This is a genomic window from Phycicoccus avicenniae (genome assembly GCF_018139485.1).
Classification (GTDB): Bacteria; Actinomycetota; Actinomycetes; order Actinomycetales; family Dermatophilaceae; genus Phycicoccus; species Phycicoccus avicenniae.
Window position 1 is genome coordinate 1 of the sequence record NZ_JAGSNF010000025.1, and the last position, 12,759, is coordinate 12,759.

Consider the following 12,759-nt stretch of genomic DNA (forward strand, 5'->3'; position numbering starts at 1 on the left):
CCACGACCCGAGACGCCCGCCCACTGCGCGGCGTGAGCACCGGACGGGCGACCTCGACCTCAGGCGGGCACGACGTTGACGAGCCTCGGCGCACGGACGACGACGGTCCGCACCCCGTTCTCGAGCAGCGCCTGGATCCTCGGGCTCGCGAGGGCGAGCTCGCGCAGGGCGTCCTCCGTGATGTCGGCCGGCACCTCGAGCCGGTCGCGGACCTTGCCCCCCACCTGGACGACGCACGTCACGGTGTCGTCGACGAGCAGCGCCGGGTCGGCCTCGGGGAAGGCCGCGTGGACGAGCGAGGTCTCGTGGCCCATCCGGCGCCACAGCTCCTCCGCGACGTGCGGGGCGAGCGGGGCGACCATGAGGACGAGCGCCTCGGCGGCCGGCCGGGGGACGTCGCCGCCGAGCTTGGTCAGGGCGTTGTTCAGCTCGGTGAGCCGGGCGATGGCGGTGTTGAAGCCGAGCCCGGCGTAGTCCTCGCGGACGGCGGCGATCGTGCGGTGCAGCACCTTCGCCGTCTCGGCGTCGACGTCGACGTCGGCGACGCGCAGGTCCCCGGTCTCCTCGTCGACGACGTTGCGCCACAGCCGCTGCAGGAAGCGCTGGCTGCCGACGGCGGCCCGGGTGTCCCACGGCTTGCTCTGCTCGAGCGGCCCGAGGCCCATCTCGTACAGCCGGAAGGTGTCGGCGCCGTACATCGCGTACATGTCGTCCGGCGAGACCATGTTCTTCAGCGACTTGCCGATCTTGCCGAACTCCCGGTTCACCGGCGCGCCCGCGTGGGTGAAGGACGGGGTGCCGTCGTCCCCCACGTGCTCCTCGACCTCGGACGCCTCGACGTACTGGCCGCGCGCGTCGGTGAAGGCCGGCGCCTGGATGTACCCCTGGGCGAAGTACGTGCGGAACGGCTCCGAGGAGGAGAGGTGGCCGAGATCGAAGAGGACCTTGTGCCAGAACCGGGCGTAGAGCAGGTGGAGCACCGCGTGCTCGACGCCGCCGACGTAGAGGTCGACGCCGCCCGGGTCGCCCGTCCCGGCGGGCGCGCCGGCGACCGGCGCCGGGCGCGGGCCCATCCAGTACGCCTCGTTCTCCGGGTCGACGAGGGCCTGGCCGTTCGCCGGGTCGAGGTAGCGCAGGTAGTACCAGCAGGAGCCGGCCCACTGCGGCATGACGTTGGTGTCCCGCCGGAACGTCCGGGTGCCCCGGCCGTCGCCGAGGTCGGCCTCGACGGTGACCCAGTCGGTGTCCCGGGCCAGCGGCGGCTCGGGCTCGCTGTCCGCGTCGTCGGGGTCGTAGACCTTCGGGGTGTAGTCGGGGACGTCCGGCAGCTCGACGGGCAGCTGGTCCTCCGGCACGCCGTGGGCGATGCCGTCCTCGTCGAAGAGGACGGGGAACGGCTCGCCCCAGTAGCGCTGGCGGGCGAAGAGCCAGTCGCGCAGCTTGTACGTCACCGCGCCGCGGCCGAGGCCCTTGTCCTCGAGCCAGGCGACGATGCGCTCCTTGGCGTCGGCGACGTCGAGCCCGTCGAGGGAGACCTCGTCGTTCGCGGAGTTCACGGCGGGGCCGTCGCCGGTGTACGCGGTGTCCTCGTCGTGGTCTTCGGGCGGCTGCACCGTGCGGATGATCGGCAGCCGGTAGGCGGTCGCGAAGTCCCAGTCGCGCTCGTCCTGGGCGGGCACGGCCATGATGGCGCCGGTGCCGTAGCCCATGAGGACGTAGTCGGCGACGAAGACCGGGACGGGGGCGCCGCTCACCGGGTTGAGCGCGAACCCGCCGGTGAAGACGCCGGTCTTGGCCTTGCCCTCGGCCTGTCGCTCGAGGTCGGTCCTCGCGGCGGCCTGCGCGCGGTAGGCGGCGACGGCCTCGGCGGGCGTCGCGGCGCCACCGGTCCACGCGTCGTCGGTGCCCTCCGGCCAGCCGCCCTCGGGCACGAGGGAGTCGACGAGCGGGTGCTCCGGCGCGAGCGCCATGAAGGTGGCCCCGAACAGGGTGTCCGGGCGGGTCGTGAAGACCTCGATGCCGGGGTGGGCGGCGTCGGTGCCGACGGGGAAGGTGACGTGGGCGCCCTGGCTGCGGCCGATCCAGTTGCGCTGCATCGTCTTGACCTTCTCGGGCCACTGCACCCCGTCGAGGTCGTCGGCGAGCCGGTCGGCGTACTCCGTGATCCGCATGACCCACTGGCGCAGCCGGCGCTTGAAGACGGGGAAGTTGCCGCGGTCGGAGCGGCCCTCGTTCGTCACCTCCTCGTTCGCGAGGACGGTCCCGAGGCCGGGGCACCAGTTGACGGTCGCCTCGACGGACTGCACGAGGCGCCGGGAGTCGAGGATCTCGGCGCGCTCGACGTGCGACAGGTCGTCCCAGCCGCGGCCGTCCTCGGCGGGCAGCGGGCGGGTGCCGCTGCGGTACTCCTCGACGAGCTCGGCGATCGGGCGGGCACGGCCGGTGCCGCCGTCCTCGCGCGGGGCGTCGGCGTCGTACCAGGCGTTGAAGATCTGGAGGAAGATCCACTGCGTCCAGCGGTAGTAGTCCGGGTCGATGGTCCGCACCGCGCGACGGTCGTCGTGCCCGAGGCCCAGCCGGCGCAGCTGGCGGGCCATGATCGCGATGTTCTCCTCGGTCGTCTTCCGGGGGTGCTGGCCGGTCTGGACGGCGTACTGCTCGGCCGGCAGCCCGAAGGCGTCGTAGCCGAGGCAGTGCAGCACGTTCTTGCCGAGCATCCGGTTGAACCGGGCGTAGACGTCGGTCGCGATGTACCCGAGCGGGTGGCCGACGTGCAGCCCGGCACCGCTCGGGTACGGGAACATGTCGAGCACGAGCAGGTGGCCGCCCTCGTGCTCCGCGACGCCCTCGGGGTCGGCCCACGGGCCGGCGGGGTTGGGGGCGCGGAAGACGCCCTGCTCCTCCCAGCGGTCCTGCCAGGCGACCTCGATCCGGCCGGCCAGCTCGGCGGTGTAGCGGTGCGGGGTCTCGCTCATCTCGTCCTCGTCGTCGTCAGGTCGGGCGTCCTCGGGCCATGAAAAAACCCCTCGCTCAGGAGGGGTCGCCGCGCGGGCCGGGGGCCGGCGCGGCTAGCGAAGCAGCAGGCCGCTCGTCACGCGCTCAGGGTAGCGCACGGGCCGCCGCCCCGGCCGTGGGCCTCAGTGCCCGCCGCCGCGGAGGTTGAGCAGGACGACCCCGGCGACGACGAGGGCGAGACCGATGAGCCGGGCCGGGCCCAGGTCCTCGCCGAGGAAGAGGTACCCGATGACGGCGACCGCGGCCACCCCGAGGCCGGCCCACACGGCGTAGACGACCGAGACGTCCATCTGCTGCACGACGAGGGCGAGCAGCCAGATGGCGACGAGGTACCCCGCGACGACGAGCGCCGACCACCCCGGCTGGGTCAGCCCGCGGGTGCGCGGCAGGGTCGCGGTCGCCCCGACCTCGGCGGCCACGGCGAGCAGGAGCAGGACGAACGGGGGCATCGCGGACCTCCCTCGGCGACGCGGCGTGTAGCGGGTGCTACACCGCCAGCGTAGCAGTCGCTACACTCACTCCCCGTGGGACGCCGGGAGGAGATCGTCGAGGCCGCGACCGACCACGCCCTGGACCACGGGCTCGTCGGGCTGAGCCTGCGGCCGCTGGCCGAGGCGCTCGGGACGAGCGACCGGATGCTGCTGTACCACCTCGGGAGCAAGGACGCGCTCGTCGCCGAGGTCGTCCGATGCGCCACCGCCCGTGCGCTCGAGCGGCTCCGGGCGCTGCCGGCGAGCGCCTCCCCCGGCGCCGCCGTGCGGGACCTGCACCGGCTCTGGGAGGCGCCCGCCGTGCGCCGGTGTCAGCGGCTGCACGTCGAGGCGTCCGCGCTCGGGCTCTTCGGCCGGGAGCCGTACGCGTCGACGGTCGGGTCGGCCAACGCCCTGTGGTCCTCGGCGGTCCGCGACCACCTGGCCCGTTCGGGGGTCCCGGCGGCCCGTCTCGACGGGGTCACCCACCTCGTCGACGCCACCTTCATGGGGCTCGAGCTCGACGCCTCGTTCGGCTCCCCCGCCGGCCCGGCGCTCGAGACCCTCGTCGCCGCGGTCGAGCGCCTCTGCAGCGGCTCCTGAGCGCACGTCGTGGACGTCCGACGACACGACGAGGGGCCCGCCTCGACGGAGGCGGGCCCCTCGGCCGTCGGGTCGGACACGCGGCGTCAGGCAGCCTGGACGACCTTCGCGTAGACGACGACGTTGTCCTCGTAGTGCCCGGTGCCCTCGTTGATGTCCCCGCCGCAGGTGATGAGGCGCAGCTCGGGACCCTCGGTGTTGCCGTAGACCGAGGCGGTCGGGAAGGCGTTCTTCGCGTAGCGGTCGATGCGGTAGACCTCGAAGGTCACGTCCTCGCCGTCCGCACGGGTCACGGTGACCTCGTCACCCTCCGCGATGCCGCCGAGCTCGAAGAACACCGACGGACCGGTGCTCACGGAGTCGACGTGGCCGAGCAGGACGCTGGGGCCGAGCTCGCCGGGCGACGGGGACCCGGTGAACCACGCGGCCTCGTCGTACTGCGGGCCGTGCTGCGGCACCTGGATCTCGCCCTCGGCGTTCAGGCCGGTCTCGTTGACGACCGAGTCGATGTCGACGCTCGGCGCCTGCACCCGGACGGCGGCGGACCGGGACATGCCGGTCGGCTCCGGCTCGGGCTCGGCGCTCGGCTCGCTCGACGGGGTGTCGGTCGGCGACGGTTCGGGCTCGCTGCGCGGCGCCGCGTCCGTCACGGGGGGTGGCTGCGGGGCGCTCTCCTGGCTCGCCAGGGCGGTCCCCAGCGCACCGGCCCCCGCGAGGACGAGCACCGCGGCCACCGCCGCCAGGAGGCGACGGTGGCCGAGGCGTGGGAGTCGCACGGTCAGGAGCGCTCGTCCGCGGTCCGGCGACGCGCCGCGAGCAGGCCGAGGCCGGCGCCACCGACGAGGAGGGTGCCGCCGAGGGCCGCGAGGCCGGCCTCCTCCATGCCGGCCGTGGAGCCGCCACCGGTCTCGACGCCGCCACCGGGCATCTCGGTCATCTGGCCGGCGGTGAGCACGCCGCAGGCGGCCGGGTTGGTGGCCTCCTCCGGGAGGGAGTCGTCGAGGTCGGACATGACCTCGCCGTCGTACTCGCCGCTGCCGTTCTGGTCGACACCGTGCAGGACGACGACGGCGGTGCCGTCCTCGATCGCCGCGGCGACGTCGTCGCTCACCTCGAAGCTGCGCTGGTAGGAGTCGTCACCGACCGGGAAGCGGTCGACGGCCAGTCCGCTGTCCGGGCTGGTGTCGCCCTCGGTCGTCAGCGAGGCGCCGATCATGCCGTACTGGTCGGCGGCGTCGCTGACCTGCAGGGCCCCGTCGGCGCCGCTGCCCTCGTCGTCGTTGCTCGGGCACTGGCCCATGCCACCGATGTGGATGTGCTGGGCGTGGGGCGAGCCCGCGAGCAGGCCCTGGCTCTCGATCGAGATGTCCAGGGTGTTCCCGTCGAGCGTCGCCATCGCCGTGCTCGTCACCCCGGAGTCGTTGAGCTGGGTGAGGTTCGCCGTGTAGGTGCCGTCCGCGGCCGACGCCGGGAGGGCGGCGAGCGGGAAGGCCCCGAGGGCGAGGGCGGCTGCTGCGGGGATGGACTTTCGCATGGATCGTCTCCGTTCGTCTCGCCGGTGCGGGAGGGACGACGCCGTTCCACGCCGTGAGGCAGCTCCCGTCGGCGTCAGGGGTTCGGGAGGGTCCGCCCCGTGGATTGGACCGATCTGCGGTCAGCGCACGTCCAGGCCCTCGGCGTACCCGCCGCGGCGCATCTCGAGGACGTCCCGCGGGTAGCTCTGGACGACCCGCCACGGGCGCCGCCCGGCCTGGCGCGGCAGCAGGTGCGCGCCGCGGCGGACGTAGCCCGCCATGAGCGGCAGCAGCGGCCGGGCCTCGTCCCCCGAGCCGTCCCACCGGGGCGTGGCGACCGTGAGCCCGCGGCGGTCCATCCAGCCGAGGAGCCCGGTGACCCACCGGGCGGTGAGGTCCGAGCGCAGCGTCCAGCTCGCGTTGACGTACCCGACGGCGAGGGACAGGTTCGGCACGCCGGACAGCATGCAGCCGCGCAGGACCCAGCGTTCGCCGACCTCGACGGGCTCGCCGTCGACGGTGATGTCGGCGCCGCCGGCGACCTGGAGCCGCAGCCCCGTCGCGGTGACGACGACGTCGGCGTCCAGGACCGAGCCGTCGACGAGCCGGACCCCCTCGGGCACGACCCGGTCCAGCGCGCTCGTCACGACCTGGGCCGCTCCGGTGGACAGCGCGTCGAGGAGGTCCCCGTCGGGTGTCACGCACAGCCGCTGGTCCCACGGGTCGTACCGCGGCCCGAAGTGGGTGTCGACGGGGTAGCCCGCCGGCAGCCGCCCGAGCAGCCGGCGGCGCAGCACGCGCCGCCCGGCCCCCGGGAAGCGGCGAAGCGCCGCGTAGGACAGCCCGGACGCCACGACGTTCCGGACCCGGACGGCCCGCCCCGCGACGTCCTCGGGCAGGACGCGGCCCAGCCTCGCGGCCCCCGGGTCGCGCGAGGGGAGGGCGGCGACGTAGCCGGGGCTGCGCTGCAGCATCGTCACGTGGGCCGCGCCCCTCCGGACGAGGGCGGGGACGAGGGTGACGGCCGTCGCGCCGCTGCCGACGACGACGACCCGGCGGCCCGCGACCTCGAGGTCGGGTGGCCAGTGCTGGGGGTGCACGACGTCGCCGTCGAGGGTGTCGAGGCCGGCGATGCCGGCGTCGTGCGGCTCGTCGTAGGAGTAGTAGCCGGTGGCGAGGTGGACGAACCGGGCCCGGTGGGTGAGGACCTCGCCGTCGGCACGGACCGCCGTCACCCGCCAGCACCGCTCGCCGGAGTCCCACGCGAGGTCGGTGACCCGTTGACCGAGGTGCAGGCGGGCGTCGACCCCGTACGCGTGGGCCGTCTCGCGGACGTAGCGCAGGATCTCCTCGCCGGTGACGATGGAGCGCTCCCCCGTCCACGGCCGGAACGGGTAGGCGAGGGTGAACATGTCCGAGTCCGAGCGGACCCCGGGGTAGCGGAAGAGGTCCCACGTGCCGCCGAGGTCCTCGCGCGCCTCCACGACCGCCCACGTCAGGTCGGGACGGTGCATGGCGAGCCGGGCCCCCGTGCCGACGCCCGAGATGCCGGCGCCGACGACGAGGACGTCGACGTCGAGCGGCTGCGGGGCCATCGGGTCGCGGGTCACGGGGTCCACCGTAGGTGTCGGGGCCGCGTGCGACGATGCCGCCCATGAGTGTGCTCGCCGTGGTGGCACCCCTCGCCGTGACGGCCGGCTTCGTCCTGTTCCTCTGGCACCGGCTCGCGGTCGCGCCCCGGTGGCCGGTGCCCGTGCGGGTCGTCGTCGCGCTCGTCCTCGTCGGGCTCGCCGCGCTCGTCCCCGTCGGTCTCGACGGGTGGGGGGCCGCCTGGTCCCCCGCGACGATGCGGCCGTTCGCCTGGGTCGGGCAGACCTTCCTCGCGGCGTGCCTCTACCTCGCGCTCGGTCTCGGGTCGGTGTGGCTCGTGAGCGTCGGGACCTGGCTCGTGCGCCGGCGGCAGGACCACGGTGCGGCCGCCCGTCGTCGGCTCAACCGGGTGGGCTCGCTGCTCGTCGTCGCGGTCACCGTCGTCGTCACGGGGTACGGGGTGGCGGCCGCGGCCCGGCCGTCGCTCACCGAGTACGAGGTCGCCTCCCCCACGCTGCCCGCGGAGCTCGACGGCCTGCGCGTGGCCCTCGTCACCGACATCCACGCCGGGGCCGTGCGCGGGGCCGGGTTCACCCAGGGGGTCGTCGACCTCGTCCAGGGGGCGCGTCCCGACCTCGTCGTCGTCGCCGGCGACCTCGTCGAGGGGCCCGCCGAGCGGTACGCCGCCGAGATCGCTCCCCTCGCCGGGCTCACCGCACCGCTCGGGGTGTTCGCGACGACCGGCAACCACGAGATGTACACCGGCGCCGCGGGCTGGGTCGCGGAGTTCGAGCGCCTCGGCCTCACCGTCCTGCGCGACGAGTCCGTCCGGGTCGGCAGGGACGGCGCCGCGATCCGCCTCGTTGGCCTCGACGACCTCGAGGGCACGGGCACCTTCTCGCCGGACGTCGAGGCCGCGCTCGAGGACGTCGACCCCGACGAGTTCGCGCTGCTCGCGGCGCACCAACCGCGGCAGGCGCTCGACGTCGAGGGCCGTGGCGTCGACGTGCAGCTGTCCGGGCACACCCACGGCGGCCAGCTGTGGCCCCTGCGGTACCTCGTGCCGCTCCAGCAGCCCGCGGTCGACGGGGTCGAGGTCGTCGCCGGCACGACGGTCGTCACCTCCCGCGGCGTCGGCGCCTGGGGACCGCCGGTGCGCGTGGCCGCCGCCCCCGAGGTCCCCGTCGTCACGCTGCGCCGGGGACCCGCCCGATGAGCGACGTCGTCGTCGGCGAGGACGGCCTCGCCCGGCCCCGCTGGGCCGCCACCGACCCCCTGCTGCGCGACTACTACGACACCGAGTGGGGGATGCCGGTCCGCGACGAGCGCGGGGTGTTCGAGCGGCTCTCCCTCGAGGCGTTCCAGTCCGGGCTGTCCTGGGCGACGATCCTGCGCAAGCGGCCGGCGTTCCGCGCGGCGTTCGACGGCTTCGACCCGGACGTCGTCGCCGGCTACGACGACACCGACGTCGCCCGGCTGCTCGGCGACGCGGGCATCGTCCGCAACCGCGCCAAGGTCCTCGCGACGGTGACGAACGCCCGCGCGACGGTGGCCCTGCGCGAGCACCCCGACGGCGACCTCGCGGCGTTCGTGTGGTCCTTCCGACCGGCCGACACCCCGCGTCCGCGCGCCCTCGCCGAGGTACCGACGACCTCGCCGGAGTCGGTCGCGCTGTCGAAGGCCCTCAAGCGGCACGGGTTCACCTTCGTCGGCCCGACGACGATGTTCGCCCTCATGGAGGCGCTCGGCATCGTCGACACCCACCTGCTCGGCAGCCACCGCCGCGGCACGAGCGGGGTCTGGCCCGGCTGACCGGTCGGCGTCACCCGGCGCCCCCGTCTCCCCCGGACTGCAACCGCCCGCGTGGAGGATCCTCGGGGTCCACGCCCCGGGGATCCTCCACGCGACGCGGCCGGCCCCCACGGACGAGCCCGGGAACGAGGAACGGGCCCGGCGAGTACTCGCCGGGCCCGTTCGACCACGTGGAGCTGAGGGGATTCGAACCCCTGACCCCCTCCATGCCATGGAGGTGCGCTACCAACTGCGCTACAGCCCCGAGTGGGATGCCCCCGAAGGGGCGACGTGGAGTCTACCCACGCCCGAACCGCTCCCCCAAATCGGCCTCAGGGCACGAAGGTCCCGTCCGCCGGGCCCGGCGCGCCGGTGACGTTCCACGTCCGCAGCCGCCAGCCGTGGGCCCCCTCGACGACCTCGCCCCAGTGGCAGTTGCCGAGCGCCCCGAGCATCCGCCAGGCGTCCATGACCTCGATCCCGAGCAGCCACGACACGGCCGCCCGGCCCGCCGCCCCGTGGGTCGACAGCACGACGCACTCCCCCGCCGCCGTCGCCGCGAGCGCGTCCTCGATCGCCGCGCCGGTGCGGCGCCGCACGTCGGCCAGGGACTCCCCGCCGCCGGGACGCGGGACGTCCTCCCCGGCCCGCAGGCGGGCGTGCTCGTCGGGCCAGCGGGCCACGATCTCGTCGTTCGTCAGCCCCTGCCAGGACCCGGCGTGGATCTCGCGGAGCCGGACGTCCTCGGTGATCGGGACACCGGCCGCGGCGGCGACGCTCTCGCCGGTCCGCCGGGCGCGCTGCAGGTCCGAGGTCACGACCCGGGCGGGGCCGAGGGCGGCGACGGCCGCACCGGCCGCCTCGGCCTGCTGCACGCCGAGGTCGGACAACGGGCTGTCCAGCTGCCCCTGCCACACCCCGGCGGCGTTGTACGTCGTCTCGCCGTGGCGCAGGACGACGACCCGGCGCGGACCCGCGCCGGCGCTCACCGTCCGCCCTGCTCGGTCCCGACGACGCCGAGGTCGATCGCCGGGCAGTCCTTCCACAGCCGCTCGAGCTCGTAGAACTCGCGCTCCTCGTCGTGCTGGACGTGGACCACGATGTCGCTGAAGTCGATGAGGACCCAGCGGCCGTCGCGCTGGCCCTCCCGGCGGACGGGCTTGGCCCCGCGCTCGCGCAGGACGTCCTCGACCTCGTCGACGATCGAGCCGACCTGGCGCTCGGACTCGGCGGAGACGATGACGAAGACGTCGGTCAGCGCGAGCTGGTCCGAGACATCGATCCCGGTGATGGTCGTGGCGAGCTTGTCGGACGCGGCGGTCGCCGCGGCGCGGGCCAGCTCGAGGGCGCGGTCGGTGGCGGTCACGGTGCTCCTGTGTAGAGGTGGTGCTTCGAGATGTACTGGACGACGCCGTCGGGGACGAGGTACCAGACCGGGTGGCCGTCCCGGACCCGCTCGCGGCAGTCGGTCGAGGAGATCGCCATCGCGGGGACCTCCTGGAGGGTGACCCGGTCCTCGGGCAGCCCCGACTCGCTGAGCGGGTACCCGGGGCGGGTGACCCCGACGAAGTGGGCGAGGTCCCAGAGGTCGTCGGCGTCCTTCCACGACAGGATCTGGGCCAGGGCGTCGGCGCCGGTGATGAAGAACAGCTCGGCGTCGGGGCGGGCGGCCCGCAGGTCGCGCAGGGTGTCGACGGTGTACGTCGCCCCCTCCCGGTCGAGGTCGACCCGGGAGACGGTGAACCGGGGGTTCGAGGCGGTCGCGACGACGGTCATGAGGTAGCGGTGCTCGGCCGGCGTGACGTCGGACTCGGCCTTCTGCCACGGCCGGCCGGTCGGGACGAAGAGCACCTCGTCGAGCCCGAGGAGGGACTGCACCTCCGACGCCGCGACGAGGTGGCCGTGGTGGATGGGGTCGAACGTGCCGCCCATCACCCCGAGCCGCACGCGGCGCTCGCTCAGTGGTGGTCCGTGTGCTCGGGCCAGTGCGGGGCGTCGCTCGTCCCGCCCTCGGCGGCGCCCTTGGCACCCTGGGCGGGCGGGGCGTACTTGTGGTGGGTGCCCCGGAAGGACCAGGTGACCCCGAGGAGGGCGAGGAAGACCAGGAGGGCGATGAGCCCGATGCTCCACGCGGGCAGCGGCAGCTCGGTACCGCCGGCCTCCTCGGCCGCGGCGAGGGCGACGACGATGCTCGACATGGCGGTCAGCCTACCGGGTGGCTGTCCACCGATTTCGTCCACAGGGCTGTGCACGACGGGGGTGTCGTGCGCGGCGGCCTGTGGACGACACGCCGCCCGGACCGACGACGCCGGAAAACCCCCCGAACAGGTTGCGACGACCCTCGCCGGACGGCTAGAACAGTCCCCACGCCCGCTGCGCGGAGCAGGCCCGGACCCCGAGAACGGTCCGTGCCCGTGACGCCCAGGGGTGGGTCGATCGGATAACGGTACGACGCCCTGCGTCCCGGAGACGGGCGCAGGCCGTGCGCCGCCCTCGGGGGGTGCACGCCGCGTGCGACGGCGCGGGTACCGCGGCCGACGGCCCGGGAGAAGTCCGTCCCTCGGGGCGGCACCATCGTCGCGTGGTTCACCTCGTGCGGCTCGCCGCAAGGGTCCACCGGCCCGCGGGCCGGTGGTTCCGCCGCCGGCCGAGGGCCCCCGGTCTCGTACTCGGGGGCCCTCCGGCCGCACCTCGGGGGTCGGGTGGGACCTCCCCCACCCGCCCGAACGGGTCGATGCCGGGCGCCGCGACGCCTACCCTGGGCGCATGCCGGAGCCGGAGCTGTCGGTCGTCGTCCCGATGTACGACGAGCAGGACGTCATCCCCCTGTTCGTCGACCGCCTCCGCCCGCTCGCCGAGGCCTGGGGCGTCACGTACGAGATCCTCTGCGTCGACGACGGCTCGAGCGACGCGACCCCCGTCCTGCTCCAGCGGCTGCGCCGCGAGTGGGACGCCGTGCGGGTCGTGCGGCTGCGGGCCAACGCCGGCCACCAGGCCGCCATCTCCGCGGGCCTGGACCGGGCCCGGGGGCGCTACGTCGTGACGATCGACGCCGACCTGCAGGACCCGCCGGAGACCATCGCCGAGATGCTCGCCGTCGCCCGCGAGCAGGACGTCGACGTCGTCTACGGGGTGCGGGAGGACCGCTCGAGCGACACCGCCTTCAAGCGGGTCACCGCCCGCGCCTTCTACCGCTCCATCCGTGCCCTGTCCGACGTCGACTCCCGGGTCGACGCCGGCGACTTCCGGCTCATGTCCCGGGCCACCGTCGACGCCGTCAACGCCCTCCCGGAGCAGAACCGGGTGCTGCGGCTCGTCGTCCCCGCCCTCGGCTTCCCCAGCGCCTCCGTGGGCTACACCCGGGCCGAGCGGGCAGCGGGCGACTCGAAGTACCCCCTCGGCAAGATGCTCCGGCTCGCCGTCGACGGGGTCACCGGGTTCTCCATCGCCCCGCTGCGGTTCGCGACGTGGCTCGGCCTCCTCGGCGGCGTCGCGGCGCTCGCCGTCCTCGTGTACGCCGTGGCCGCGATGCTCCTCGGCAACACCCTCCCCGGCTGGACCTCGACGGTGGTCGTCGTCGCCGCCGTCGGCGCCGTGCAGCTGCTCGCCCTCGGCATCCTCGGGGAGTACGTGAGGCGCACCTACGCGGCGCTGCAGGCCCGTCCGACGTACTTCGTCGCGCACGACAGCCTCACCGGCGGCGAGGAGCGCGCCGACGCCCGGGTCACCCCGCTCCCCCGGCGGGACGCCTCGGGCGGCACGGGCGGCTGACCGCC

The 12,759-nt window shown here is 74.7% G+C and carries 13 protein-coding genes and 1 tRNA gene; 4 read left to right on the forward strand and 10 right to left on the reverse strand.

Annotated elements, in window-relative coordinates:
- Positions 1–59: 59 nt before the first annotated feature.
- A complete protein-coding gene (gene leuS, locus KC207_RS16280; protein WP_211604383.1) occupies positions 60–2,975 on the reverse strand; it encodes a leucine--tRNA ligase in 2,916 nt (971 codons plus the stop codon).
- Positions 2,976–3,137: 162 nt separating this feature from the next.
- On the reverse strand, positions 3,138–3,464 hold the full coding sequence (locus tag KC207_RS16285; RefSeq protein WP_211604384.1) for a DMT family transporter: 327 nt from the start codon (positions 3,462–3,464) through the stop codon (positions 3,138–3,140).
- Positions 3,465–3,539: 75 nt separating this feature from the next.
- On the opposite strand from KC207_RS16285, the gene KC207_RS16290 reads away from it, so the two are divergent.
- Positions 3,540–4,088, forward strand: coding sequence for a TetR/AcrR family transcriptional regulator (locus tag KC207_RS16290; RefSeq protein WP_211604385.1), 549 nt, complete (start codon positions 3,540–3,542; stop codon positions 4,086–4,088).
- Positions 4,089–4,174: 86 nt separating this feature from the next.
- On the opposite strand, the gene KC207_RS16295 is transcribed toward KC207_RS16290, so the two are convergent.
- The 3 genes from KC207_RS16295 to KC207_RS16305 form a co-directional block, all read right to left on the reverse strand.
- Positions 4,175–4,864: a class F sortase gene (locus KC207_RS16295; RefSeq protein ID WP_249138816.1), complete on the reverse strand. Its 690-nt coding sequence runs from the start codon at positions 4,862–4,864 to the stop codon at positions 4,175–4,177.
- A gap of 2 nt (positions 4,865–4,866) precedes the next feature.
- Positions 4,867–5,622: a CHRD domain-containing protein gene (locus KC207_RS16300; RefSeq protein WP_211604386.1), complete on the reverse strand. Its 756-nt coding sequence runs from the start codon at positions 5,620–5,622 to the stop codon at positions 4,867–4,869.
- A 120-nt stretch (positions 5,623–5,742) separates the two neighbouring features.
- Positions 5,743–7,212, reverse strand: coding sequence for a flavin-containing monooxygenase (locus KC207_RS16305; protein ID WP_211604387.1), 1,470 nt, complete (start codon positions 7,210–7,212; stop codon positions 5,743–5,745).
- A gap of 44 nt (positions 7,213–7,256) precedes the next feature.
- On the opposite strand from KC207_RS16305, the gene KC207_RS16310 reads away from it, so the two are divergent.
- Both KC207_RS16310 and KC207_RS16315 read left to right on the forward strand, forming a co-directional pair.
- Entirely contained in the window at positions 7,257–8,408 is a 1,152-nt protein-coding gene (locus KC207_RS16310; RefSeq protein WP_211604388.1) for a metallophosphoesterase, read from the forward strand.
- Positions 8,405–9,004, forward strand: a complete 600-nt coding sequence (locus tag KC207_RS16315) for a DNA-3-methyladenine glycosylase I (protein WP_211604389.1) — start codon at positions 8,405–8,407, stop codon at positions 9,002–9,004. Before KC207_RS16310 ends, KC207_RS16315 begins: the two co-directional genes overlap by 4 nt.
- A gap of 171 nt (positions 9,005–9,175) precedes the next feature.
- On the opposite strand, the gene KC207_RS16320 is transcribed toward KC207_RS16315, so the two are convergent.
- The 5 genes from KC207_RS16320 to KC207_RS16340 form a co-directional block, all read right to left on the reverse strand.
- Positions 9,176–9,248, reverse strand: a tRNA-Ala gene (locus KC207_RS16320).
- A 67-nt stretch (positions 9,249–9,315) separates the two neighbouring features.
- Positions 9,316–9,972: a histidine phosphatase family protein gene (locus tag KC207_RS16325; protein WP_211604390.1), complete on the reverse strand. Its 657-nt coding sequence runs from the start codon at positions 9,970–9,972 to the stop codon at positions 9,316–9,318.
- Positions 9,969–10,349: a ribosome silencing factor gene (rsfS, locus tag KC207_RS16330; RefSeq protein WP_211604391.1), complete on the reverse strand. Its 381-nt coding sequence runs from the start codon at positions 10,347–10,349 to the stop codon at positions 9,969–9,971. Before rsfS ends, KC207_RS16325 begins: the two co-directional genes overlap by 4 nt.
- Entirely contained in the window at positions 10,346–10,915 is a 570-nt protein-coding gene (gene nadD / locus KC207_RS16335) for a nicotinate-nucleotide adenylyltransferase (protein WP_249138817.1), read from the reverse strand. Before nadD ends, rsfS begins: the two co-directional genes overlap by 4 nt.
- Before the next feature lie 26 nt (positions 10,916–10,941).
- Entirely contained in the window at positions 10,942–11,181 is a 240-nt protein-coding gene (locus KC207_RS16340) for a hypothetical protein (protein WP_211604393.1), read from the reverse strand.
- Between the two features lie 568 nt (positions 11,182–11,749).
- Here KC207_RS16340 and KC207_RS16345 point away from each other — a divergent pair.
- Complete coding sequence (locus KC207_RS16345) at positions 11,750–12,754, forward strand: glycosyltransferase family 2 protein (RefSeq protein WP_211604394.1); 1,005 nt, start codon at positions 11,750–11,752, stop codon at positions 12,752–12,754.
- Positions 12,755–12,759 lie beyond the last annotated feature (5 nt).

Excerpts from the sequence above, each read along its gene's own strand:
- leuS (WP_211604383.1), bottom strand. The coding sequence starts at position 2,975 with ATGAGCGAGACCCCGCACCGCTACACCGCCGAGCTGGCCGGCCGGATC.
- nadD (WP_249138817.1), bottom strand. The coding sequence starts at position 10,915 with ATGGGCGGCACGTTCGACCCCATCCACCACGGCCACCTCGTCGCGGCG.
- KC207_RS16285 (WP_211604384.1), bottom strand. The coding sequence starts at position 3,464 with ATGCCCCCGTTCGTCCTGCTCCTGCTCGCCGTGGCCGCCGAGGTCGGG.
- KC207_RS16345 (WP_211604394.1), top strand. The coding sequence starts at position 11,750 with ATGCCGGAGCCGGAGCTGTCGGTCGTCGTCCCGATGTACGACGAGCAG.
- KC207_RS16300 (WP_211604386.1), bottom strand. The coding sequence starts at position 5,622 with ATGCGAAAGTCCATCCCCGCAGCAGCCGCCCTCGCCCTCGGGGCCTTC.
- KC207_RS16340 (WP_211604393.1), bottom strand. The coding sequence starts at position 11,181 with ATGTCGAGCATCGTCGTCGCCCTCGCCGCGGCCGAGGAGGCCGGCGGT.
- KC207_RS16310 (WP_211604388.1), top strand. The coding sequence starts at position 7,257 with ATGAGTGTGCTCGCCGTGGTGGCACCCCTCGCCGTGACGGCCGGCTTC.
- KC207_RS16315 (WP_211604389.1), top strand. The coding sequence starts at position 8,405 with ATGAGCGACGTCGTCGTCGGCGAGGACGGCCTCGCCCGGCCCCGCTGG.